The 24698-nt window shown below is 58.8% G+C and carries 21 protein-coding genes; 10 read left to right on the top strand and 11 right to left on the bottom strand.

Annotation, left to right across the window (positions count from 1 at the left end; translation table 11 throughout):
- Nucleotides 1–102 precede the first annotated feature (102 nt).
- Genes ACNY69_RS15180 through ACNY69_RS15170 form a run of 3 tightly spaced genes read right to left on the bottom strand, consistent with a single transcriptional unit; the run spans nucleotide 103 to nucleotide 3179 of the window.
- Entirely contained in the window at nucleotides 103–918 is an 816-nt protein-coding gene (locus ACNY69_RS15180; protein WP_367396012.1) for a carbohydrate ABC transporter permease, read from the bottom strand.
- Entirely contained in the window at nucleotides 918–1790 is an 873-nt protein-coding gene (locus tag ACNY69_RS15175) for a carbohydrate ABC transporter permease (protein ID WP_111141334.1), read from the bottom strand. The genes ACNY69_RS15180 and ACNY69_RS15175 overlap by 1 nt, the downstream gene beginning before the upstream one ends.
- 57 nt (nucleotides 1791–1847) lie before the next feature.
- Nucleotides 1848–3179, bottom strand: coding sequence for an extracellular solute-binding protein (locus ACNY69_RS15170; RefSeq protein ID WP_111141333.1), 1332 nt, complete (start codon nucleotides 3177–3179; stop codon nucleotides 1848–1850).
- A gap of 550 nt (nucleotides 3180–3729) precedes the next feature.
- Between ACNY69_RS15170 and ACNY69_RS15165 the strand changes: the two genes are divergently transcribed.
- Together ACNY69_RS15165 and ACNY69_RS15160 are read left to right on the top strand one after the other, a co-directional pair.
- A complete protein-coding gene (locus ACNY69_RS15165; protein ID WP_111141332.1) occupies nucleotides 3730–4329 on the top strand; it encodes a GNAT family N-acetyltransferase in 600 nt (199 codons plus the stop codon).
- Nucleotides 4330–4341: 12 nt separating this feature from the next.
- Nucleotides 4342–5433 carry an ABC transporter ATP-binding protein gene (locus ACNY69_RS15160; protein WP_418799057.1) on the top strand — a complete coding sequence of 364 codons (1092 nt, stop codon included), beginning with the start codon at nucleotides 4342–4344 and terminating at the stop codon, nucleotides 5431–5433.
- A 57-nt stretch (nucleotides 5434–5490) separates the two neighbouring features.
- Here the strand turns inward: ACNY69_RS15160 and ACNY69_RS15155 are convergent, their stop codons facing one another.
- Together ACNY69_RS15155 and ACNY69_RS15150 are read right to left on the bottom strand one after the other, a co-directional pair.
- A complete protein-coding gene (locus ACNY69_RS15155) occupies nucleotides 5491–6609 on the bottom strand; it encodes an ROK family transcriptional regulator (protein WP_111141330.1) in 1119 nt (372 codons plus the stop codon).
- Between the two features lie 40 nt (nucleotides 6610–6649).
- A complete protein-coding gene (locus ACNY69_RS15150) occupies nucleotides 6650–7534 on the bottom strand; it encodes a glucosamine kinase nucleotide-binding domain-containing protein (RefSeq protein ID WP_111141329.1) in 885 nt (294 codons plus the stop codon).
- Nucleotides 7535–7804: 270 nt separating this feature from the next.
- On the opposite strand from ACNY69_RS15150, the gene ACNY69_RS15145 reads away from it, so the two are divergent.
- Nucleotides 7805–8962: a Gfo/Idh/MocA family protein gene (locus tag ACNY69_RS15145; protein ID WP_288360266.1), complete on the top strand. Its 1158-nt coding sequence runs from the start codon at nucleotides 7805–7807 to the stop codon at nucleotides 8960–8962.
- A 151-nt stretch (nucleotides 8963–9113) separates the two neighbouring features.
- Here ACNY69_RS15145 and ACNY69_RS15140 read toward each other — a convergent pair whose 3' ends face one another.
- The gene (locus ACNY69_RS15140) at nucleotides 9114–10355 is read right to left on the bottom strand and encodes an MFS transporter (protein ID WP_418799054.1); all 1242 of its coding nucleotides are present in this window, start codon (nucleotides 10353–10355) and stop codon (nucleotides 9114–9116) included.
- A 391-nt stretch (nucleotides 10356–10746) separates the two neighbouring features.
- On the opposite strand from ACNY69_RS15140, the gene ACNY69_RS15135 reads away from it, so the two are divergent.
- Together ACNY69_RS15135 and ACNY69_RS15130 are read left to right on the top strand one after the other, a co-directional pair.
- A complete protein-coding gene (locus ACNY69_RS15135) occupies nucleotides 10747–11346 on the top strand; it encodes a hypothetical protein (RefSeq protein WP_233499015.1) in 600 nt (199 codons plus the stop codon).
- A gap of 276 nt (nucleotides 11347–11622) precedes the next feature.
- Nucleotides 11623–14010: a glucose/quinate/shikimate family membrane-bound PQQ-dependent dehydrogenase gene (locus ACNY69_RS15130; RefSeq protein ID WP_111141877.1), complete on the top strand. Its 2388-nt coding sequence runs from the start codon at nucleotides 11623–11625 to the stop codon at nucleotides 14008–14010.
- A 55-nt stretch (nucleotides 14011–14065) separates the two neighbouring features.
- Here the strand turns inward: ACNY69_RS15130 and ACNY69_RS15125 are convergent, their stop codons facing one another.
- The 3 genes from ACNY69_RS15125 to ACNY69_RS15115 all read right to left on the bottom strand — a co-directional run bounded on the left by ACNY69_RS15125 (nucleotide 14066) and on the right by ACNY69_RS15115 (nucleotide 16808).
- Nucleotides 14066–15271: an MFS transporter gene (locus ACNY69_RS15125; RefSeq protein ID WP_111141883.1), complete on the bottom strand. Its 1206-nt coding sequence runs from the start codon at nucleotides 15269–15271 to the stop codon at nucleotides 14066–14068.
- A gap of 110 nt (nucleotides 15272–15381) precedes the next feature.
- The gene (locus ACNY69_RS15120) at nucleotides 15382–16278 is read right to left on the bottom strand and encodes a LysR family transcriptional regulator (protein WP_111141875.1); all 897 of its coding nucleotides are present in this window, start codon (nucleotides 16276–16278) and stop codon (nucleotides 15382–15384) included.
- Nucleotides 16279–16439: 161 nt separating this feature from the next.
- Nucleotides 16440–16808 carry a helix-turn-helix domain-containing protein gene (locus ACNY69_RS15115; RefSeq protein WP_003855685.1) on the bottom strand — a complete coding sequence of 123 codons (369 nt, stop codon included), beginning with the start codon at nucleotides 16806–16808 and terminating at the stop codon, nucleotides 16440–16442.
- Nucleotides 16809–17108: 300 nt separating this feature from the next.
- On the opposite strand from ACNY69_RS15115, the gene ACNY69_RS15110 reads away from it, so the two are divergent.
- The 3 genes from ACNY69_RS15110 (at nucleotide 17109) to ACNY69_RS15100 (ending at nucleotide 20262) form a co-directional block, all read left to right on the top strand.
- Nucleotides 17109–17768, top strand: coding sequence for a response regulator (locus ACNY69_RS15110; protein WP_111141873.1), 660 nt, complete (start codon nucleotides 17109–17111; stop codon nucleotides 17766–17768).
- Nucleotides 17765–19120, top strand: coding sequence for a sensor histidine kinase (locus ACNY69_RS15105; RefSeq protein WP_111141871.1), 1356 nt, complete (start codon nucleotides 17765–17767; stop codon nucleotides 19118–19120). Before ACNY69_RS15110 ends, ACNY69_RS15105 begins: the two co-directional genes overlap by 4 nt.
- A 275-nt stretch (nucleotides 19121–19395) precedes the next feature.
- Nucleotides 19396–20262 (top strand): nucleoside-specific channel-forming protein Tsx, encoded by an 867-nt coding sequence (locus ACNY69_RS15100; protein ID WP_111141881.1) that lies wholly within the window; start codon nucleotides 19396–19398, stop codon nucleotides 20260–20262.
- 118 nt (nucleotides 20263–20380) lie between these two features.
- Here ACNY69_RS15100 and yjdN read toward each other — a convergent pair whose 3' ends face one another.
- Together yjdN and ACNY69_RS15090 are read right to left on the bottom strand one after the other, a co-directional pair.
- Complete coding sequence (gene yjdN / locus ACNY69_RS15095; protein ID WP_111141869.1) at nucleotides 20381–20818, bottom strand: VOC family metalloprotein YjdN; 438 nt, start codon at nucleotides 20816–20818, stop codon at nucleotides 20381–20383.
- A gap of 72 nt (nucleotides 20819–20890) precedes the next feature.
- Nucleotides 20891–21787, bottom strand: coding sequence for a LysR family transcriptional regulator (locus ACNY69_RS15090; protein WP_111141867.1), 897 nt, complete (start codon nucleotides 21785–21787; stop codon nucleotides 20891–20893).
- Nucleotides 21788–21900: 113 nt separating this feature from the next.
- On the opposite strand from ACNY69_RS15090, the gene ACNY69_RS15085 reads away from it, so the two are divergent.
- A complete protein-coding gene (locus ACNY69_RS15085) occupies nucleotides 21901–23214 on the top strand; it encodes an amidohydrolase (protein WP_418799049.1) in 1314 nt (437 codons plus the stop codon).
- Complete coding sequence (locus tag ACNY69_RS15080) at nucleotides 23211–24653, top strand: M20 family metallopeptidase (RefSeq protein ID WP_418799047.1); 1443 nt, start codon at nucleotides 23211–23213, stop codon at nucleotides 24651–24653. The genes ACNY69_RS15085 and ACNY69_RS15080 overlap by 4 nt, the downstream gene beginning before the upstream one ends.
- Nucleotides 24654–24698 lie beyond the last annotated feature (45 nt).

The following is a 24698-nucleotide window of genomic DNA, read 5'->3' as shown; positions in this document are numbered from 1 at the left end:
CATGCGTCTCCCGCAGGTTGAGGAGGAGAAATTGCAGCACACAGCGGCGCAGCAAACCTTTGTCTGGCCGCCAGTGCGCCGTTTTGTGCGGGCTGTCACAGATTACTTCACGGCACCTTCGGTGACGCCGCTGATAAATTTGCGCTGGAAAATCAGGAACACCGCGATCAGCGGCATAATCACAATCATCGCGCCCGCCATCAGCACCGGAATGTCGATGGTGTTTTTGTTCTGGAAAAACATCATGCCAATCGGCAGCGTGCGCAGCTCATCTTTATTGACCAGAATCAGCGGGATCAGGAACTCGTTCCAGGTCCAGATAAACAGCAGCAGTCCCAGGGTCGACAGGGTCGGCCAGATGGCAGGCACCAGAATGCCCCACAGGATTTTGACCCGCGATGCCCCATCCATGACCGCCGCTTCCACCAGCTCTTTGGGCACCTGCTGAAACGCACTGGCGATCATCAGCGTGGTAAAGGGCAGCGACAGCGCAATCTGCGGCAGGATCAGCGCCAGATAGGTGTTGGTCAGCCCCATCCAGCGCAGTTCGTGATAGAGCGGAATGATAAAGGCTTCACTCGGCAGCACCATCCCCAGCGCCAGCATCGCAGCAATCACTTTTTTCCCCGGGATCTTCAGCCAGGCAAAACCGAATCCGGCCAGGATCCCCAGCAGCACGCTGAACAGCACCACCGGGATCACCACCAGCACCGAGTTGAGGAAGTAGACGTTAAAATGTCCCTGCTGCCACGCGGTCAGATAGTTTTTAAAATTCAGCGAGGCGGGCAGCGTGAAGACCCCCTGAAACAGCTCCATCTGGGTTTTAAACGAGGTCATCAGCGCCATCAGAAACGGCAGAATCGTCATCAGCGCCACAATCCAGATCAGCGCGCGTGAAATGATCGGCGTGCTTCGCATCAGTAACGCTCCTTTAAGGCCAGATGGATCAGATAGTTAATGCCTAAAACAATGACCATGCTGAACACCGCCACCGACGAGGCGTAGCCAAAGTAGTGCAGGTCAAAACCCTGCTTATACATAAAGATATTGGTCACCATGGTCGAGGTGCCCGGCCCACCCTGCGTCATCACATAGACCAGGTCGAAGGCTTTCAGGCTGGCGATCACCGTCAGCAGCAGCGCAATCCGCAGTTCAGGCCGCAGGCCGGGCAGCGTAATCCGCATAAACTTCTGGCGACGCGATGAGCCATCCAGGTCGGCGGCTTCCAGCAGCGAGGGATCCATGCGCTGCAGGCCCGCCATAAACAGCACCAGACAGAAGCCGAAGAAGTACCAGGTCGCGACCAGCCCCACCGCAGGCAGCGCCCAGGTAAAATCGCCCAGCCAGGAGAGCGCCAGCTGCGGCAATCCTATTGCGCGGAGGATCTGATCGATCGGCCCGAACGCGGGGTTATAAAGCCAGCGCCACACCACGCCCAGCACCGCCATCGGCATGATATAGGGCAGGAAAAAGAGAATGCGCAGCACGCTGCGTTCGCTGTTGTTGCGCGTCTCATACAGAAAGCTGCAGAGCAGCAGGCCGACGCCAATCGGCAGCAGGGTGTAGAACAGCATCAGGAGGGCGTTGTTACCCAGCGCGATCCAGAACACCGGATCGCTGAACATCCGCAGATAGTTGCTGAGGCCGCTGAATACCGGCAGCGAGGTGCCATCCCATTCAGTAAAACTGATGCCCAGCGAGGCCAGCAGCGGGAACAGCAGAAACACCGCATACACCAGCACCGCAGGCAGAACATAGAGAAAATTACGCCAGCCGCTTAAATTCAACATAACCTTACCCGTGGTTCGGAACGATGCTCAGGCCCGGCGGTCTGCCGGGCCTCCGGCTTAATGCTTCAGGGTTTTCAGGTAACGCTGATAGTTGTTATCAAAGTTGACGACCATCTGATCGGCGGTCAGACGGCCTGCCAGCAGCAGCTGGACATTCTGGTTCAGTTCGGCGTTCATGGTCGGTGTCGCCCAGTCTACATAGTGGCCTAAACCGTCGTAGTCGTTCAGCGTCAGCCAGACCTGATACGCCTCCGCCAGCAGCGGATTATCCGCAGGCATTCTGGCCGCTTTGTTGGTGCTGGCGGGCAGGAAACCGACCTTCAGCCAGCGATCCGCCATCGCATCGGAAACCATATAGTTGATGAACTTCGCCGCGCCATCCTGCTGATCCTTGCTTTTGGCGGTGCTGGTAATAGAGAACGCCAGATCGGTTCCGCCCACCATCAGCGGTTGTTTCACACCCTCACCGGCAGGCATCGCGGCGAAGTGAATATCTTTGTTGTCTTTAAACTGGCCAAGATACCAGGTGCCGCTGACCAGGAAGGCCGCCTGGCCGTTCTGGAACAGGGTTGCCGCATCGTCGTGGCCGATGCCCTGGAAGCCCGGGAAGAAGTAGCCTTTGTCGGTCCAGCTCTTCATCATGGTGGCGGCATTCACCAGTTTGCTCTCTTTGAAGGTGCCACCCACATCGTAAATCAGGTTGTCCAGCGTCTTGCGGTCGCGGCTCTCAATCTGCGCCTGCCACAGCGTACTGAGCAGCTGCTGGCCCATATTGCCATCGAGCAGGCCCAGCATCATCGGGGCGGTGCCCTGCTGTTTCAGCTTCGCCATGGCGCTCTCCAGCTCGGCCAGCGTTTTCGGCACCGCGATACCCGCCTTGTCCAGCAATGCTTTGTTGTAATAGAGCCCCACCATTTCGCCCAGGCTGGCGATGCCGTAAAGCTTACCGCTGCCAAACTCGCCGCTGTCTGACCAGCGGTTACGCTTCAGAATCGAGTCCGGGAAACGGCGGGTCCAGCCGTTGCTGGTGGCGTAACTGTCCAGCGGCAGCAGCAGCTTATCTTTCACCAGCGAGCCCATATCGCCACCGCCCTGGTTAACCTGAGCGATCTGCGGGCCATCACCGGCGGTCAGCGCCAGTTTGAGCGGAATACGGGTATCTTCGAAAGAGTGAACCGAGCGATTAATCACGATGCCAGGATTCTGCTGCGAAAATTCCTTAATCCCTTCATCCACTGCGGCCGTCTGCTGCGGATAGTTATAGATATCCCACTCATTCAGGGTTACGGCGGCGTGGGCGACATGCGAGACGCTGCCCGCCAGCAGGCTCGCTGCCAGCAGCCGACCCACATTGCGAATTCGGAACGAACGAACGGAGGAAACAGACATTATGCTCACCTTCTTCAGACCAGGATCGGCATCCCTTCATCTCACCGCCTGACATCCTGCAGGCTGCAGCCGCACACAAACGCACTCACTCATACTTACTTTAATAAAAAAATAAAGTCAAACAGCCCGCGCGGGGAATTGCAACGCTGTGAGCACGCGCAAATAAACAACAAAAGAGCAGAAAATTCAGCACGCCGCGCTGCGTCTGCGTGCATCAGCCGGTGCGGTATTCCGCCACCTGCCGCTTATCCCACAGAAGATGCCTGTGCAACAATCGCAAAATAACATCCTGATAAAACATATGAAAATCCTATCACGCTCACACTTTTCTCTTTTCGCTGGCTGTGAAACGGCTGCCAGACGCCCTGTTACGGGCGTGCTGGCGATCACAGTTGTGCATCCTGATGCCGGTAAATATTGCCGAACCGGCCGGGTTAGTGCGATAAGGTAATTATTCTATCTTGAAAACTAAGTCCGCTTTTATTAACGTAACTTTCACCTGCGAAGCGGTTCACGCTCTGACCGGTTCACTCACTCACGAGAATTCACCATGGCGAATCAAGGTGTCATCCGTCCGGCCACACCGGCGGACTTTCCGGCGCTCTACCGCATCTGCCTGGAAACAGCCGATGCGGGCGGCGATGCCCGTGCGCTCTACTCCGATCCCGACTACCCCGGCCAGCGTTTTGCCGTGCCGTACGCACGATTTGCGCCGGACTTTGCCTTTGTGCTGGAGCGGGAGGGTGAGGTGCAGGGTTATGTGGTCGCGGTGCCCGATACCCGCGCGTTTGAAGCCCGGCTGGCGGCCGAATGGTGGCCGGCGCTGCAGGCGAAATATCGCGACCGCCACGCCAGCGCCCCGCTCGACGGCAAAATTCTTGACGCCATCCGCCATCCCGACCAGGCCGCAGACAATCTGGTGACGCAGTGGCCGGCTCATCTGCATATCAACCTGCTGCCCGCGGCTCAGAAAGGGGGATGGGGGCGACGGATGATTGAGCATGAACTGGCGGCGCTGCGTGCCGCCGGTGTGACCGGCGTTCATCTGGGGGTCAGCCTGCAGAATGAGCAGGTCTGTGCCTTTTATCAGCGCATGGGGTTCACCCCGATCCTGCGCAGCAATGCCATCTACATGGGCCAGTTACTCTGAGTGAGGTAGCCGATGACCAGCCTGCGCCTGCAGAATGTGAAGAAGTCCTATGAACATGTGAATGTCATTCATGGCATCGATCTGACGATTAACAGCGGCGAATTTGTGGTGTTTGTCGGGCCATCCGGCTGTGGCAAATCCACGCTGCTGCGGATGATCGCCGGGCTGGAGGAGATCAGCAGCGGGCAGTTGCTGATTGATGAACAGGATATGACGCAGCAGCCCGCCACCGAACGTGGCATCGCCATGGTGTTCCAGTCCTATGCGCTCTACCCCAACATGACGGTGCGCGGCAACCTGGCCTATCCGCTGGAGGTGATGAAAAAGTCAAAAGAGGAGATCAACCGCGCGATTGAGCAGACCGCCGCCCGCCTGCACCTCACCGAACTGCTTGATCGTCTGCCGCGCGCGCTGTCAGGCGGACAGCGGCAGCGTGTGGCGATTGGCCGGGCGATCATCCGTCACCCCCGGATTTTCCTGTTCGATGAACCGCTCTCTAACCTGGATGCCGAACTGCGTTTGCAGATGCGGATTGAGATCGCCCGCCTGCACGCCTCGCTCGGCAACACCATGATCTATGTGACGCACGATCAGCTGGAGGCGATGACGCTGGCTGACCGCATCGTGGTGCTGCGCCAGGGCCGCATCGAGCAGGTTGGCGCGCCGCTGGCGCTCTATCACGACCCGGATAACCTGTTTGTCGCCGGTTTTATCGGCTCGCCTAAGATGAACTTCCTGCGGGCAGAGATCAGCGCCACGGGCGCGGGTAAGGTGCAGCTGCGGGTGCCGGCGCTGAAAATTGAGGCGCTGACCCTGAACATCGCCGCCGCTTGCCACGAAGGGCAGACCGTGACGCTGGGCATTCGTCCCGAGCACTTCCAGCCTGCCGCCCGCACGCCGGATGCCGTGCACTTCTGCGGTGAGCTAGCCTATGGCGAGATGCTGGGCCACACCAACTATCTCTATCTGGATATCGGACGTGAGCAGATGCTGGTGGTGGAGGAGCGCGAGGCGACAGCGCGCGATCTGGGCACTCAGGTTGAACTGGGCTTTTCCGCCGCGCACTGCCTGCTGTTTGATGAGCAGGGAATGCGCCTGCGTTAAGGACAACGCGGAAACAAAAACGGGCGCCGCGGCGCCCGTTTTTATTGGGAGGGGGATTCAGGTGACGGGTTCTTCATCGGCCTGCGCCGCCAGCAGATCCAGCAGCCGGTTAACGGCAAAGCCTGCCGCGCCCAGCGCCCACATCCGGTTCGATTCTGTCAGGAACTGCAACGGCGTCATGTGCGGCGTCAGTTTCAGCCGGTAGGCCTGGAAACTCTGGGTGATGTGATCGAGCAGGATGCGCGACGCCATGTGCGGCTCCATCGCCAGATAAACCACATCCGGATCGTAGGCCACAGAGAGGTTCGCCAGCGAAATCCCCAGCTCGCGCCCGGCCTCTTCCAGCGCCGCCAGCACTGCGGGTGTGGGCCGCTGGTCCAGCGCCTGTAGCGTGACGCCCTCATCCGGCTCCTGCTCCGCAAGGCGTTGCAGAATAGCCCGCGACGAGGCGACATCCTCCAGCAGCCGCAGCGAACCGTCCGCCACCAGCCCGTTGCCAATCTCCCCCGCCTTGCCGTGACGCCCGCGATAGAGCTGACGGTTAAGAATGATCCCTGCCCCGATACCTTTGCCGTAGGTGGCGATCACCGCCGACTGCGCGTTGCCGAGCTGACCAAAAACCATCGCCGCCATCGCCATCGCGTTGGCATCGTTTTCGATAAAGACCGGCAGAGAGAAACGCGCTTCCAGCAGGCGCGCAATCGGCACGTTGTCCCAGCCGAGCACCTTGGAACGGATGCAATAGCCATTGTCGGCGTCGACCAGGCCCGACAGGGCGAGGCCGATTGCACCAACCCGCTTCTCCTCCACACCGCGCAGAAACTTTGCCAGTGCATCGCCAAGCTGACGTGGCGTCAGCGTTCCTTTTGGCATCTGCTGCTCGCCCAGCAGGTTGCCGCTGAGGTCGGTCATCACGATCAGGTTACGTTCGGCATTGAGCTGAATACCAATCACGCTGGCGCGATCGGCATTGAGCCCCAGCAGCGTCTTTGGCCGTCCCATCGAGACGCGGCGTAACCCCAGCTCCTGCACAATCTCCTGCGCCAGCAGGCGATTCGTCGCCTGAGACACGGTTGACATGCTCAGTCCGCTGCGAACTTTCAGGTCCGACTGGCTGATCGGCGCATTTTCAACAATCAACCGCAGAATGCGCGCGGTTACGTTGGGAGCGGTCATAAATTCCTCGGGTTAGCGGGCTGAACGGAGTAAGCCAGCGTCAGATCGTTAATCGGGCAGGTGTCAGCTGCCGGGCCAGGATCAGCGCGCCGCTCAGGGCATCACCCTGAGGCGTCACCAGCCGGGCCTGAACGGCCTCATCCAGCCAGGGCTGGATCGGGGTGGCGAGCCCGCCCATCAGGGCCACTGGTCCGCTGCTCAGGGCGGTCAGACGGCGAACCATCAGGCCGATATCGGCGGCGGTCTGCTGCAGCAGCTCCTGGGCATGGCGATCGCCCGCGTCGGCGGCCGCAAAGATCTGCGGCACCACGCGCGCCCAGTCCGCAGGCGTGGCGGAGCGCGTCCAGAGCAGCATGGTTTCCGGGCTGTGGTCAAACTGCGCCATCAGCTGCCGGGTCAGTGCGCCAGGCGGAACAATGGACTCGTGGGCCAGCAGCGCCAGACGCAGCGCACGACGGCCCAGCTCCGCGCCCGACCCCTGATCCGACAGGGCAAAGCCCCAGCCGCCAAGCAGCGTAAAGCGTTCGCCATCCCAGGCGGCCCCCTGGCTGCCGGTGCCGATGATAAAGACGGCGCCAGGCGCGCCCGCGTGGGCGCCTGCACAGGCGATCTCCACATCGCTGACAACCTGTAACGCCGCGCAGGCGGGCTGCCAGCTGGCAAGCCGTGCCTGCACCGAGGCGACGTTGGCTCCGGCTAAGCCGGCGACCAGCGCGGTCTGCGCCAGCGCCTCTGCGGTTAATTCCGCCTGTAAGAAAACGAGGTCGATCAGCTGATCAACGCAGCTCAGCGCCGCGTCATAGGCTGACCAGACGTTGGCAGGACCGCCCGTGGCTTCGGCCAGCAGACGCCCCTGCCGATCGGTTAACCGCGCGCGACACTGTGTACCGCCGCCATCAATGCCAAGAAGATAGTGTGGTTGCACGCGATTCCTTCCCGGAGTAAGGGTTATAGCCATAGTGAGCGAACGATAGGATAAAAAAACTTAAATCGCAATCACAAATAAATATGGCAAAAAGATATTGTCAATTTTCCCTTATTTTACATCTATATAACAAAAACCCCTCTCGCAAAACGCGCAGCGCGTTATTGACATTACTTTTTCTGTCGTAATAAGTTGATGGTCAGATTATCAACAGCCACGCCGCTTACCGGCAGGCCAGACATCATCCGATTTCAGAAGCAGGGGTTTATCATGAAAGTAGGCATTATCGGTCTTGGCTTTCGTCTGTCCCACGTAATCAAAGAGTTCAGCAGGGCCGACGACGCCTTCTCGGTGGTGGGGTATTACGATCCGGCTCCCGCCGGACTGCCTAATCTGCACAGTTTTGGTATCGCGCCCGGTCAGGCCTTTGACTCCATTGATGCCCTGCTAAAACAGGGTGGAATGGATGTGGTGCTGGTAGGTTCACCCAACTTTCTGCATCTGGAGCATGTGGGTCAGGCGCTGGCGGCGGGTTATACGGTCTTTACCGAAAAGCCGGTGGTGATCAATGAAGAGCAGACGATGGCGATGGCGAAGCTGGTGCGCGAGTATGGCGAGGCTCGCATCCTGGTCGGTCTGGTGCTGCGCTATTCACCGCTCTATCACGACCTGCTGGCGGCGCGCGACGCCGGACAACTGGGCGAGATCACCTCTATTGAGGCGACAGAGCACATCAAGCCTTATCACGGTGCCTTCTTCCAGCGCGACTGGCGGCGCCTGGAGAAGTATGCCGGCCCCTATATTCTGGAAAAGTGCTGCCACGACATCGATCTCTATCAGGGCCTGCTGCAGCAGCGTCCGACCCGCGTCGCCAGCTTTGGCGGTCGCAAATCCTTTACGCCCGCTCATGCTCCGCAGGGCGCTGTCACGCCTGATTCCGCCATCTATCATGAGAAGCCCAGCGGCTGGTCCAGTACCGATGCGGTGTTCGACAGCGATGCCGACATTGTGGATTACCAGACCGCCCTGATCGAATACGAAGGCGGTGCGACGCTTGCCTTCCACGCCAACCTGAACGTGCCGGATGAGTTCCGCCGTTTTTGTGTGATGGGCACCAGCGGCATGGCGGAGGGCGACTTTGTCCGCAACTACTTCCGCGTACACAATGCCCGCACCGGCGCAAAAGAGGTGGATACCGCCTACAGCGGCAACGCCTATGATGGCCATTACGGCGCGGATGCGCTGATGGCCGCAGAAATTGTCAAACATATTAAACAGGGAACACCGCTGAAAGTGTCAGTGGTGGACGCGCTGGAAGCGGGCCTCACTGCCATCAAAATCGATGAGGCACGCAAAACCCGCAGCGTTGTGGACATGCGTGAAAGCTGGCAAACATTTGACGCCAACCTGGGAAAAACCGGGGCCTGACGGCCTCCCGCCTGCGGGTCAGACTCCCCCTCTGCCCCCGGCCTGAACTGGCAGTGTGACTGGTCCCCCTACTGAACTGGCCTTCGGGCCAGTTATCTCTTTTTTCTCCCCCGGAAACTGAGCCTGCCGGGTCAATACCCGTACCGCCGCCCTAAACCAGACCCGCCTCATTCTCCAGCCTCTGACGCCGCCGCAGATGCGGGAACAGCTTCATCCAGAGCGCCACCACAATCAGCGTTCCGATGCCGCCCAGCGCCGCCGCCGGGGCCGCACCCATCCAGGCCGCCAGCAGGCCTGACTCGAACTCGCCCAGCTGATTCGACGTGTTGATAAAGATGGCGTTAACCGCATTCACCCGCCCGCGCATCGTGTCCGGCGTATCAAGCTGCACCAGCGCGCCCCGGATCACCATACTCACCATATCAAAACCGCCCAGCGCACAGAGCGCCAGCAGCGAAAGCCACAACTGCGTGGAGAGCGCGAACACCAGCGTGGCAAGGCCAAACCCCGCCACCGATCCGAACATGATCATCCCGACATGCTTTTCCAGCTTGTGGCGGCTCAGCCAGATGCCGACCAGCAGCGCACCCACCGATGGCGCGCCGCGTAACATCCCCAGCCCCCAGGGTCCGGTATGCAGAATATCTTTGGCAAAAATCGGCAGCAGCGCCGTCGCGCCACCCAGCAACACCGCAAACAGATCGAGCGAAATCACGCCCAGTACATCTTTGCGCTCACGGATGAAATGAATTCCGGCGAACAGATTTTTCATATTCATCGGCAGGCGGCTCTGCGCCGGGCGCTCGTAACGCAGCAGGCTCACCAGAATCAGCGAAATCAGATAAAACAGCCCGGAAACGCCATACACCACCTGCGGTCCCGCGACATAGAGCAGACCGCCGATCGTCGGCCCGACAATAACCGCCGCCTGCCCGCCTACGGAGTTCATCGCCATCGCCCGCGTCAGAATCGAAGGCGGCACCAGCGACGGCAGCATTGAAGACATCGCAGGCCACTCCAGCGCCTTCGCCACCGCGATCATAAATACCAGCCCCCATAATTCGCTGCGGTCAGCCGTCTGGAATAAGGTAAGCACCACTAATGCCACCAGCGCAGCAAATTCCACCAGCTGTCCCAGCAGGACGATACGCCGCCGGTCATACTGGTCCGCCAGGTGGCCCGCAGGAAGCGCCAGCAACACCGACGGCAGAAACTGCATTAAACCAATCATCCCCAGCGCCATGGCGCTGTTGGTCAGCGCATAGATCTGCCAGCTAATCGCGACCGAAAACATCTGGAATCCAAAAGAGGAGCAGGTCCGCGCTATCCAGAAAGCGACAAATGCCCGATGTTGCCACAGCGACGCTTCCGCCGCCGATGCCTTAAATTTCATCTCTTATCCCAAATCAGGTGAGGAAAGCCGCCTCTTAGCGCGGTGTTATTGGTGTGAGGATGGAGGTGTTAATACGCGCGGCGGCCAGACGGTCTGCCACGACGGCATGAGCCCGCTGCGCCGCTAACGGCCCCGTTCCCGGGCAGCACCAGGCGGTCCACCGCTGATTATTACCAGCCTACTGGTCCCGACTCATGAATATATTCCAGTACATCATCAGATGCCAAAGGAATTATCCTCGCCCTATTAATGGATTAATTTACTTTTTCACGCAACAAAGAGGTGATTTAGATTAAGGAGTTGATCTATATTTATTCACGCATTCAGAAAAATGCGACTTTTTATATGCCTGATTATCAACACCTTCTTTTTTATTACATTTATAGAGATAATGAGAAACAGTTTATATAACCCTTATGTTACTGAACCTATTCACCATGTTAAGCGTAATGTTACCGGCATTTGCTATAGCGTGCCTTATCTTCAGCAAAACCAGGACAGCCGCAATATACTTAATACAAACAACATTATTTCACTTCACAACCAAATTGCTACTGAAGCAGCCTTAATGATTATTCCGGTTGAAGATCTTCGGCTGCGGGGAATTATTGCGGTGCCGGACGCCTGGTCACATTTACAGAATGGACGCGTCCGGATAGGCATCAATTATTCCAGCCTGGCCGCACATAGTGCGTCACTGCTTGAATTAACGGATAAATTTGATTTCTGGCTTTATGATTTTGCGCCACCGGGCGCAGACTGGCGACTGCTGGAATCCTTTCCTTTTTCAGGGATTGTTTTAACCGAAGCGTTCTTTAAAGACAATTATGAAAAATTTACCTTTCCCTTTTTTATGGCGACATTCCGGGATAAAGGGGCAGAGGTCATCGTGCGGAGTCAGACTCCCCCATTAACCGCTGAGCAGTTTGCTGAGATAAATATCAGCGGCTGGCAACAGCAACGTTCGGACGGCGATCTTATTAGCAGCTGATTCACAAATCCTGCCTTCCGGCGTTAAGGGCACACGGCGGTGCGCTTAACGTCCTCCAATCCCTCATAAAATGTCGTACTACTCTATTTGTTAAGCGTTTTGAGCTAAAAAAATCAAACCTCGATCTAATTTTGCTATAACATTTAACACAAAAGGATCAGCTGTCTTATCGGAAGAGATACTCAAGAACACCCTTAATCATTTGTACTTGATAACTGGAAACAGCCTATCTGGTTGTTTTCGTGTGTTTTATGGCAACAAAACGAGGTCGATATTATGGGGAAAAACTCCTCATCTTTTGGCGTAGTTCGTTTCCTGACCGTGCTGTTCGCAGTGCTGACGGGTGCGTTTATGCTGATTGGCGGTGGCTGGTTAGCCGCCATTGGTGGTTCCTGGTATTACGTTTTCGGCGGTGTGGTTATGCTTATCACCGCTTATCTGCTTTCCCGTCGTAAAAGCACCGCACTGGTTCTCTACGCGCTGCTGCTGATCGGTACCCTGATCTGGGGCGTCTGGGAAGTGGGCACTGACTTCTGGGCACTGGCACCGCGCACCGATGTGCTGGTGATTTTCGGTGTCTGGCTGATCCTGCCGTTTGTTTATCGCAGCTTCAACGCAGGCAGCAAAGCTGCGCTGGGCACCATGGCCGTTGCGCTGATTGCCAGCGCCATCGTTCTGGCCTATGCCGTCTTCAACGACCCGCAGGTTATCAACGGTTCAGTGCCGGAAACGGCCGATAACGCCCCACAGGCTACGCCACTGAGCACCATCCCGGATGCTGACTGGCCCGCTTACGCGCGCGACCAGCAGGGAACCCGTTTCTCTCCGCTGAAGCAGATTAACCACGAGAACGTGAAAGAGTTGCAGGTTGCCTGGCAGTTCCAGACCGGCGACATGAAAACGCCTAACGATCCGGGTGAAATCACCGACGAAGTGACGCCGATTAAAATCCGCGACACGCTCTACCTCTGCTCGCCACACCAGATCCTGTTTGCACTGGACGCGGCAACCGGTAAGCAGAAGTGGAAATTTGATCCGGGCATGAAGGTGAACCCCACCTTCCAGCATGTGACCTGCCGTGGTGTCTCTTATCACGAAGTGCCGGCTGCTGATGCCGCAAACAGCCAGCCTGCGCTCTGCTCACGTCGTATCTACCTGCCTGTCAACGATGGCCGTCTGTTTGCCCTGGACGCTGAAACCGGCGAACGCTGCCCGGCATTCGGTATTAATGGCGAGCTGGATCTGCAGCACAAACAGCCTGTGACCACCGCAGGTATGTATGAGCCGACCTCACCGCCCGTCATCACCAACACGACTATCGTGATGGCAGGCGCAGTGACCGATAACTACTCCACACGCGAGCCGTCAGGCGTCATTCGTGGCTTTGATGTCAACACCGGTAAACTGCTGTGGGTGTTCGATCCAGGCGCGAAAGATCCCAACGCGATTCCGGCGGATGAACACACCTTCACCATGAACTCACCGAACTCATGGGCTCCGGCGGTGTACGATCCGAAACTGGATACCGTTTACCTGCCAATGGGTGTGACCACGCCAGATATCTGGGGCGGTAACCGCACACCAGAGCAGGAGCGTTACGCGAGCAGCGTGCTGGCACTGAACGCTACCACCGGTAAGCTGGTCTGGTCTTATCAGACCGTCCATCACGACCTGTGGGATATGGACCTGCCGTCGCAGCCGACGCTGGCCGATATCACGGACAAAGATGGCAACACCGTGCCGGTGGTTTATGCACCAGCGAAAACCGGTAACATCTTCGTGCTGGACCGTCGCACCGGTAAGCCCGTCGTCCCGGCACCAGAAACACCCGTGCCGCAGGGTGCGGCGAAAGGCGATCATGTTGCCGCCACTCAGCCCTACTCTGAGCTGACCTTCCGTCCGAAGCAGAATCTGACGGACAAGGACATGTGGGGCGCGACGATGTTTGACCAGCTGGTGTGCCGCGTGATCTTCAAGCGCCTGCGCTATGAAGGTCCGTTCACCCCGCCATCTGAGCAGGGCACCCTGGTCTTCCCGGGCAACCTTGGTATGTTCGAATGGGGCGGCATTGCTGTCGATCCTCACCGTCAGATCGCGATTGCTAACCCAATGGCGCTGCCGTTTGTCTCTAAACTGGTTCCACGCGGTCCGGGCAACCCGATTGAGCCGCCGAAAGGCGCTGAAGGCGGTTCAGGCACCGAAACCGGTATTCAGCCGCAGTATGGCGTGCCTTATGGCGTCGAGCTGAATCCGTTCCTGTCACCGTTTGGTCTGCCATGTAAACAGCCTTCGTGGGGTTACATCTCTGCGGTGGATCTGAAGACCAACGACGTGGTGTGGAAACAGCGTATCGGTACCGTTCGCGACAGCGCACCGGTTCCGCTGCCGTTCAAAATGGGGATGCCAATGCTGGGTGGTCCTATTACCACGGCCGGTAAGGTCTTCTTCATCGGCGCGACCGCAGACAACTACCTGCGTGCGTTCAGCACCGATACCGGCGAACTGTTATGGCAGGCACGTCTGCCAGCGGGCGGCCAGGCGACACCGATGACCTATGAAGCGAATGGCAAGCAGTACGTTGTCATCGCGGCAGGCGGTCACGGCTCGTTTGGTACCAAACTGGGCGACTATGTGATTGCCTACGCGCTGCCAGACCAGAAGTAACTCATCAGACGGTGAATAAATTCAGGCGGACTCCGGTCCGCCTTTTTTGATCGCGCTAGTGACGCATTGCGCGCCAGTTGAGCCAGCCACAGAACAGCATCACCACGCAGGTGGCCAGAAACACCGGTCGCATCCCGAACGCCCCACCCACCAGCCCGCCGAACAGCGGACCGCTGACCTGGCCGATATACTGCGCCGAAGTGGAGTAGCCCAGCATCCGTCCGACCTGAGAACCCGGTACATTGTGACGAATGATCGCGGTGATACAGGGCATCAGCCCGCCCAGCGCCATCCCCATCAGAAAACGCAGCAGCACCAGTTGCCAGGCCGCGCTAATAAACGCCTGCGGGATCAGCAGCAATCCGCTCACCAGCAGTCCGCCGGTCAGCACCCGCCAGTGGCCCACCCGGTCTGCCAGCCTTCCCAGCCGGGGAGCCGCCAGGACTGTCCCCAGCGCCGCCGCGGACATCACCAGTCCGGCGGTCAGCGTAATCTGATGGTCACCCTGTACAAATTCCCCTACGTAGAGCGTAATAATTGGCTCAATCGACATGCTGGCGAAAATCAGCAGCATGCCGGAGAGCCACATCAGCCGGACCAGGCGACGATTTACCGGCCGCTCATCAGGCGATGCTGGCTGACCGGCGCGCGCCGCCGCCGCAGACCGCGGCTGCTCTTTCAGTAAAAAGGTGGTGGCGAGGAAGGCCAGAAAAATCACCGCGCCGGTCAGCCAGAACGTCTGACGGATACCGATAAACGGCGGTAACACGCCGCCCAGCAGCGGCCCGGCCACGTTACCGGCCATGATGCCGGACGCGAGCATACCCAGCGCCCAGCCGGTGTGCGCTTTCGGCGTCTGAGCCGCCACCAGAATGGTCGATCCCGAGGCATAACCGCCCAGTAATCCTGCCAGCAGGCGCAGCGCCACCAGCTGCCACGGCGCCGTCGCCATGCCTGTCAGCGACATGGCAATCGCCATCCCGAGACTGGCCCGGATCAGCATCAGCTTACGACCATACCGATCGGCCAGCCTGCCCCACAGCGGCGCGGTCAGGGCCGCGCTGAAAAACGTCGCGCCATAGGCAAGACCGGACCAGCGAGCGATAGCGGCAGGCTGCTCTACCCCCAGTTGCTGCACATAGAGCGGCAGAAAAGGCAGCAGCAGCGTCATCGCCACAATGGTGGTAAACGAGCCAACGACGCAGACCGCGAGGTTACGTCTCCAGTGCTCAGACTCTGCCGCTTCGGGTGACGGGTGCATAATAATGTCCATTGAGTGATCAGGAAGACAGGCTAACCAGGCGCAACGGATAACAACAGTCATAGCGGGATAGTTACTCTGTGGCGCTGATTGTTGTCAGCAGGCAACAATCAGCGCGGATTCAGCGCCGCGATCAGAGCATCGCACAGCAGCGTGACCGGCGACGCCGTTTCACAGGCATCGTGCAGCAGCAGATAACTCTGCAGCCGGTCCATCTGCCACGCCGGCAGCAGTTGCTGGATCTCGCCGCGCGCGACCGCCTCCTGCGCCATGTAGGAAGGCAGATAAGCAATGCCGCTGCCCGCCAGCGCCGCATTCAGCAGTGCCATGCTGTTGTTGGCCCGAAACCGGCTGCGTACATCCAGCGCCAGCCGCTGCTTATCGCGGCGGAACGGCAACGCCGCAGTGTGCGCCGGGCCATGAAACAGCAGCAGGTCGTGGCGCGGCAGCATCTCCGGGTGCGTGATGGCGGGTCGCTGCGACAGGTAAGCGGGCGCGGCATAGAGTCCCCACTCGATCTCGCTCAGCACCCGGAAATGGCCCTGCTGTGGCGATCGGGATCGGATCACAATCGCCAGATCGGTCTGATCGTCGAGCCGATCGTGATTGCGATCGGTCAGATCGAGATCGACGTTGATATGCAGATGGCGGCGCAGAAAGCGATTAAGCACCGGCACCACACACTGGCAGCCGAAGGTCACGGGTGCCTGCAGCCGGAGATGACCCGCGGGCTGCTGATGCAGCTGCTGGACAAAGGTTTCGGCGCGCTGAACTTCGGCCAGCATCCGCACACAGTAGGGATAGTACGCCTGACCCAGCTCGGTCAGCGCCAGCCGCCGGGTCGTACGCTGCAGCAGCCGGATACCGAGCCGCAGTTCCAGCCGGGCAATCTCCCGGCTGACATGGGATTTGGACCAGCCCAGCGCGCGAGCAGCCTCACTGAAGCTCTGTAATTCCACAACACGAGCAAAAACCAGCATGGCGGTTAAATTCGCGCCGTTTTCCATATTTCCTGACTCCAGTCGGAATGAGATACTGGCAACAAGCTATCACGTCCGTATGGCGTCACGGCGGCTGAAGGGTAAAAAAGGCGGGAGGCAGCGAAAGGCGTGGAGAAGGCGGGCCGGCCTTCCCGTCTGAAGAGGGTGACGGGAAGGTCTGATGGGCCTCAACTGGCCATCGCCAGAGGAAACAGCAGCCGATCAGGCTCAACGCGACGCTGACGACGCAACTGACCCGGCGTCATCATAAAGTAGTTTTTAAAAGTGCGGGTGTAGGCCTGCTGGGTATCGAAGCCGTAGTTCATCGCCACCTGCAGTATCGCTTCGTTGCTGCTCAGCAGCGTAAGTGCAGACTCTGTCAGACGGCGCTGACGGATATATTCTGCCAGTGAAAAGCCGGTATGCTGGCGGAACAGGCGTTGCAGATGCCAGCGCGAATAGCCTGAGCGGCGCGCCACCTCATCCAGATGCAGATCGTGTCCTAAGTTGTTTTCAATCCAGTCCAGCAGACTCCGAATAAACTCGCGCTGATTCATGGTTCCTCCCGTTGATGCTGATGTGCAGTGGAACCACTCTACCCGCTAAAATTTATCCCTTAATTAGCAGAAAATTAGCGCAGAATTAGCAACGGCAGAAGCGCACAGGAAAAGGGGCAGCAGGAGGATGAGCCTCCCGTACATCACCGTCTGGCCGGTGACGCAAGCGGCCAGCGTTATCGATCAGATAACGGCTGAATCCGGGGATGCGTTGATAGCACAAAGGATGTCGACGGCGGATAATTCTGACCTAACAATTGATGAGTACACTCTCTTCCATCTTTGCAGAGGAGATCAGCCATGCGCGTATTACTGGTTGAAGATGATGAAATGATCGGCGCGAACCTTCAGCAGGCACTGGAGGGCGCAGGCTGGTCGGTGGACTGGGTGCGTGATGGCGTCTACGCCCAGAATGCCTGGAGCGAAGGCGGCTACAGCTGTGTGCTGCTGGATCTCGGCTTACCCCGCGATGATGGCCTGCAGGTGCTGCGCCGGGCGCGCGGACGCGGCGATGCCACGCCGGTGCTGATCCTGACCGCACGCGACACGGTGGCGCAGCGGATACAGGGGCTCGACAGCGGCGCTGATGACTACCTGCTCAAACCCTTCGATTTACAGGAAGTGATGGCCCGGATGCGTGCCATTACCCGACGCAGCCACGGCGCTGCGGACTCGGTACTGGGCAGCGGCGATGTCCAGCTGGATATGATGACCCGCGAGGTGCTCTACAAAGGCCAGCGCGAACAGCTTACCGCGCGGGAATATGCCCTGCTCTACGCACTGCTGGAACGGCCGGGCGCGATCCTGTCGCGAGAGCAGCTGGAAAACCGCATCTACGGCTGGGGCGATGAGGTCAGCAGCAACGCCGTGGATGTGCTGATTCACGGCATGCGGCGCAAGCTCGACAATGATGTGATCCGCAACGTGCGCGGGCTGGGCTGGCGGGTACCGGCAATATGAAACCCTTCGCGTTTATGCGCTCTCTGCGCAATAAATTACTCTCTACGCTGCTGATGATTCATCTGCTGATGATCGGCGGCGTGACCTGGTATTTCTTCAGCTGCTACGGCGATATGGTCGGCACCATGAAGGACGATCAGCTGGCGAAAATCGCCGATGCCTGGTCCACCAATAAACAGATGCCCGCCCTGATGCCGATGCTTATCGCGCCGGATAAGGCGAAAAGCGCCTTTGTCGTCCAGTTGTGGGACGATCGGGGCCAGCTGCGGGCCAGCTCATGGCCGGAACTGGCGGCGCCGCTGCAGAATCAGCGCGGCTATCGCGATGTCTATGTGGGCCATTGCGACGACTGCGAATGGCGCATCTACACCCGGCCGGGGATGCCAGGCAGTGAGATCAGGACCATTCAGGTTATGCACAACCTCAGCTACATGAAGGCCTCGATGGTTAAGCGCGCGCTGTCGGCGATCGTGCCGATGATCCTGATGATGCCGCTTTCGCTGCTGGTGATCTGGCTGGTAGTCAGGAAGATCACGCGGGATCTGCAGGTCGCGTCGCGGCAGATCGCGGCACAGGAGACCCATCATCCGCATATCGTCTCACCGGAAGGCTTACCGGATGAGATCCTGCCGCTGGTGGCAGCCTATAACTCGCTGCTGAGCAAGCTGCGCGACGCCTGGTCGTCCCAGCGTCAGTTTCTGGAGGATGCCGCCCATGAGCTGCGCACGCCGGTGACCGCCGTGACGCTGCAGCTGGAGAACCTGCGCCAGCATATTCAGCCCGGCGAGGCGAGCCGGCAGTTCAGTCAGCTGGAAGCGGGCGTTACGCGCACCCGTCATCTGGTTACGCAGTTGCTTAACGTCTCCCGCCAGGATGACCAGAGTGTCATCGCCAGCGTTGAACATATCGAACTGGACGAACTGCTGAAGGAGAGCATCGAGCAGCTGATGGTGGTGGCGGATAAACGTGGCATCGATATTGGCTTTAACGGCTCCACACAGTATCGCCTGCAGGCCAGCCGCTCCGAGCTGCGCAGCCTGTTCGACAACCTGATTGGCAACGCCATGCTGCATACCCCGGAAGGCAGCCTGGTGGATGTTCTGCTGCATCGGGTCGCGGGCAGAACGGTGGTCGATATCGTCGATAACGGCATGGGGATGCCGGACGCTTTCATCGACCGCGCATTCGATCGTTTTACCCGTTCGCCTGACGTTAAAGCGCAGGGCAGCGGTCTGGGATTATCGATCGTGCGCAACGTCGCGCAGAAGTACCAGATGCAGGTCGCCCTTTCCAACTGCCTGTCGCCACAGGGTACCGTTTGTGGTTTGCAGGTTCGCGTCACCCTTCCTTGATCCCGCCCGTTTGATCACGAACCAGACAACGTAAACGGTTGCCTGGTTCCGTTCGATCCTGGTCATTATTGTGAAGCAAATCACAATTTAGCTGAATTGTAATGCAACACTTTTTGACAAACGTGAGCAAAATCTATTTTCTATCGAACTGTTACAGGCACGCTACGCGGGCTGAAAACGGCTGTTTTTGCTGAACCTCTTATTCCCCTCCAGGGGACCGATATCTCTCTGACTGCCTCTGCTGGGCGGCGGTCAAAAGCATGTGGCTGATGATAATGAAATTTAAAACGTTGATAGCGGGTGCCGCGCTGGCATGTTCACTGACCGGTGCTGCGCAGGCCGCTGAAAGCGATCCGCAGTATGTTTCAGACTGGTGGCATCAGAGCGTTAACGTGGTAGGCAGTTACCACACCCGCTTCGGACCGCAATTCAATAACGACGTTTATCTGGAATATGAAGCGTTTGCGAAGAAAGAGTGGTTCGATTTTTACGGCTACCTCGACGTGCCTAACTTCTTTGGCGTGGGCAACAGCAACGCCAACGGCGTGTTCGACCACGGTTCACCGATGTTTATGGAAATCGAACCGCGCTTCTCTATCGATAAGCTGACCGGCACCAGCCTGGCCTTTGGCCCGTTCAAAGAGTGGTACTTCGCGAACAACTACATCTACGACATGGGCCGCAACAGCGATAATCGCCAGAATACCTGGTACATGGGCCTGGGCACCGATATTGATACGCACAGCGATGTCGGCCTGTCGCTGAACGTTTACGCGAAATACCAGTGGGAAAACTACGGTGCGGCGAATGAAAACAGCTGGGATGGCTATCGCTTCAAGGTGAAATACTTCGTGCCTATCACCACGCTGTGGGGCGGTAACCTGGGCTATGTCGGCTTCACCAACTTCGACTGGGGCTCTGATCTGAATGAGAAAGGGGGTGCATCACGTACCAGCAACTCCATCGCCTCCAGCCACATTCTGTCACTGGGTTACGATCACTGGCATATCTCTGCGGTGGCTCGTTATTTCCACAACGGCGGCCAGTGGGCTGATGGTCAGGAGCTGAACTTCGGCAAGGGCCCGTTTGAAGTGAAATCAACCGGCTGGGGTTACTACCTGGTGGCGGGTTACAACTTCTGATAAGCGCGGGCGGCGCAGTGTGCCGTCCGACATACCGACGCGCTGGCCGGGAATTGAGCTTCCCGGTCAGCGCGTCTGTTTTCAGGCCTTGCAGATAAGCGCCACCCGTTTACGGCAATCAGTCCTGCGACTTCTCGACGTTGATACGCCAGGGAATGTTGAACTTGTCGATAAACATGGCGAAGCCGTCTGACCAGAAGGTCTCCTGCCACGGCGTCGTTACTTTGCCGCCTGCTGACAGTTTTTCAAACCAGGCTTTACCCTCTTCGACATCATCGGTGGAAAGGCTGACCGCATAACCGGCATGTTCAGACGCGGGCGGCTTCGCGGTGTCGCCATCGCTCAGCATCAGCTCACCATCACCAATGCGCAGCTGCGCATGCATGATCTTTTCTGGCGGCTGTGGCGCGGCAGACTGGTCACCGACCTGCTCACCCTGGTCCGGCATATCTCCGAACGTCATTTTGCCGAGCAGCTCACCCCCGGTTGCCTGCAGGTAAAAGTCGATAGCCTCTTCGCAACGGCCATAGAGAAACAGATAAGGACTGACTTGCATCTTCACCTCTATTTATCGGTTGGATTTTTACAGTACCTTAAGAGTGTAGACGATCACCTTTACCCGCTGATTTTACTGACAATACCGGCGGAAGAGTTGCGCCATGTAACTGCTCATCGGGGTCAGCGTCGTCTCTTTCCGCTGAATCAGATAGAAGATCGCTTTCGGCAGGGGATCGTCGAGCGTCAGCGCCACCAGTGACTGGCCCAGAATCGGATCGTCAATGACGTCAACTGAGAGGATGCTGATGAAATCGCTTTGCGCGACCAGGCTGGTGCAGGCCATAAAGGTTTCACAGGTCACCACGATTTTGGGCGCCATGCCGCGCTCGCCAAACAGATCGTGCAGCAGGCGGTAATAACTGCCTTTCGGCGTGGGCATCGTCCAGTCCGCCTGCTGCAACGCCGCCAGCGAACGGGCCTTTTCCAGCGGATGGCCCTTGCGAACCACCACTCTGTATTCACGTTCCATGAGCCGCTCATACATCAGCTCCTGATCGAGATGGCTCTGATCGTAGGTATTGATCGTGAAATCAAGCGCGCCCTGACGCAGCTCATGCACCATCGACACCAGCTGGCCTTCGACGATGCGCACCTTCACCAGCGGATATTCACGATGAAACTGGTTTATCACCTGCGGCATGATGGTGCGCGCCACGCTGCCGCCCACCCCGATGTTCACCTGGCCGCCACCCAGCCCCAGACGCTGCTGGATATCCTCTTCCGCGACCCGCAGCTCTGCCAGCACCAGGCTGGCATGACGAAAAAAGTTATCACCGATATCGGTTAACACGACGCCCTGCTGACGGCGGTTAAACAGCTTTGCCCCCAGCTCTCGCTCCAGCTCCTGAATGGCTTTGGTTAACGCCGGCTGCGACAGCCCGGACAGACGGCTCGCGGCCCGGATACTGCCCTGTCGCGCCACGTCAACGAAAGCGCGCAGCTGATGAAGTTTGATGTTGGCAGACATAGTTCCCCGATAACCATTGTTTATCATTCGCAAGATATTCGCATCTTATGCCCGCCAGCACCATTGTGTAGATTCGACACAATGCATAAAAAATCAACAACGAGGAAAAGCCGATGAAAATCCTTTCAGAGCACGTCAGCGCCCTGCTGCCAACGCTGCAACAGTGGCGACGCGACTTCCATCACTATGCCGAATCGGGCTGGCTGGAGTTCCGTACTGCCACCTTCGTGGCGGAAGCGCTGCACAGGCTCGGTTATCAGCTGAAGCTGGGTCGTGACGTCATCGACGCCGATGCGCGGATGGGCTTGCCGGACGACGCGACGCTGAAGCAGCAGGAGGCGCGGGCGTTGCAGCAGGGCGCACTGCCGCAGTGGATCAGCCACTTTTCCGGCGGATTCTGCGGCATTGTGGCAACGCTGGAAACCGGGCGTCCCGGCCCGGTGATGGGCTTTCGCGTCGATATGGATGCACTGGATCTCAACGAAAGCCAGGCCGACGATCACCTGCCGCAGCGCGAAGGGTTCGCCTCCTGCAACCCTGGCATGATGCACGCCTGCGCGCATGATGGTCACACCACCATCGGGCTGGGTCTCGCGACGGTGCTGATGGCGATGAAAGATCAGCTCAGCGGCACCATTAAACTGATCTTCCAGCCCGCCGAAGAGGGGGTGCGCGGGGCGAAAGCGATGGTCACCCGGGGCGTGGTCGATGATGTTGAGCGCTTCACCGCGATTCACATCGGCACCGGCGTTCCGGCAGGTGAAGTGGTGTGCGGCAGCGACAGCTTCCTTGCCACCACCAAGCTGGATGTCCGCTTCACCGGCGTCGGTGCCCATGCGGGCGGCCGCCCTGAAGAGGGTCGCAATGCCCTGCTGGCCGCAGCTCAGGCGACGCTGGCGCTGCATGGTTTGACCCAGCACAGCGGCGGCGTGGCACGGGTTAACGTCGGCGTGCTGCAGGCGGGAACCGGTCGTAACGTGGTGGCCGACTGCGCCCTGCTGAAAGTCGAAACCCGCGGTGTGACCAATGAGGTCAACGACGATATTTATCAGCAGGCGCTGCGGGTGATTGCGGGCGCAGCGGCGATGTATGGCGTTGAGCAGGAGGTTTCGCTGATGGGCGCGGCACGCAGCTGTACCCCGACGCAGCCGTGGGTCGACTTCATCCACCAGCAGGCGGACGCCCTCGGCCTCTTCAGCTCGGTGGTCGATCGTAAAGCGCAGGCGGCAGGTTCGGAAGATGCAACCTGCATGATAGAGCGCGTCATCGCGCGTGGCGGTCAGGCCTCCTACGTTATTTTCGGCTGTGCGCTGGCAGCGGGTCATCACAATGCGAAATTCGACTTTGACGAGCGGGTGATGCCGGATGCCATCACGCTGCTGGCCACCCTCGCCCTGAATCAGGCAGCGTTCGGGGGCGCAGGATGATGGAAGCCTTTATTGCCGATTATATCGATCGCCATCAGCTCCGCTTCAGCACGCTGAGCGACGCGATCTGGGACACACCCGAAACCCGCTTCGCCGAAACCCGCTCTTCCGCCCTGCTGGCCGATGCGCTGGAACAGGAGGGGTTTGTTGTGGAGCGGGGCGTGGGCGGTATCGACACAGCATTTATCGCCAGCGCGGGCAGCGGCAAGCCGGTGATTGCCATTCTCGGTGAGTTCGATGCGCTGGCCGGACTGAGCCAGCAGTCGGGCTGCGCCCGGCCACAGCCGCTGGAGGCCAACGGAAACGGACATGGCTGCGGGCATAACCTGCTCGGCACGGCGGGCGTCGCGGCGGCCTGCGCCGTGAAAGCCTGGATGGCGCAGCATCACACCGGCGGCACGGTACGCTTCTATGGCTGCCCCGGCGAAGAGGGGGGATCGGGCAAAACCTTTATGGTGCGTGAAGGGCTGTTTGATGACGTGGATGCCGCCGTCACCTGGCACCCCGAAGGTTTCAGCGGCATGTTCAATCTGCGCACGCTGGCCAATATTCAGGCGGCGTTCAGCTTCAAAGGCGTTGCCGCCCATGCCGCCAACTCTCCCCATCTGGGCCGCAGCGCGCTGGATGCCGTCACGCTGATGAATACCGGTGCCAACTTTCTGCGCGAGCACATCGTACAGGAGGCGCGCGTGCACTACGCCATCACCAACAGCGGCGGCGTTTCACCGAATGTGGTGCAGGCTGACGCGGAGGTGCTCTACCTGATCCGCGCCCCGGAACTGCCGCAGGCCCAGGCGATTTATGAACGGGTGATTAACATCGCCAGGGGTGCCGCACTGATGACTGACACGACCCTGACGGTGCGTTTTGACAAAGCCTGCTCAGACTACGTGCCTAATCGTACGCTGGAAGCGGTCATGGAGCGCAATTTGCATCAGTTTGGTCTGCCCGACTACAGCGACGAAGAGCGCGCGTTGGCGGCCGAACTCCGTGCCACTCTGACCGATGACGATCTGCGCAATGCCCGGCTGAATGCGGCCCGTATCGGTGGCGAAGCCGGTTATGCCTGGGCTGAGCGGCTGGGCGATAAGCTCTTTATGGACGAGGTTGCGCCCTATGCCGTCACGCGTGAACTGCTTTATGGCTCCACCGATGTCGGCGATGTCAGCTGGGTGACACCCACCGCACAGTGCTTTGCGCCCTGTTTTACGTTTGGCACGCCGCTGCACACCTGGCAACTGGTGGCGCAGGGCCGCACCAGCATCGGGCATAAAGGGATGTTTCTGGCAGGCAAAGTGATGGCAGCCACGGTGTTAACCCTGTTGACGGATCCGCAGACGCTGGCTGACTGTCGGGCCGAGTTTGAACATACACGCGCCGCGCAGCCTTATCAGTGTCCGATCCCGGCAGGGATCACCCCAACAAAACTGGCCGGATGAGCCAATGGCCGTGTCTCTGACGCGGCCCCTTATAAAAATGATTGC

This window comes from Pantoea graminicola, from assembly GCF_048452665.1.
Taxonomy (GTDB): Bacteria; Pseudomonadota; Gammaproteobacteria; order Enterobacterales; family Enterobacteriaceae; genus Pantoea.
Note: the sequence above shows the minus strand (reverse complement) of the source record. Positions and strands in the feature narration are given on the sequence as shown.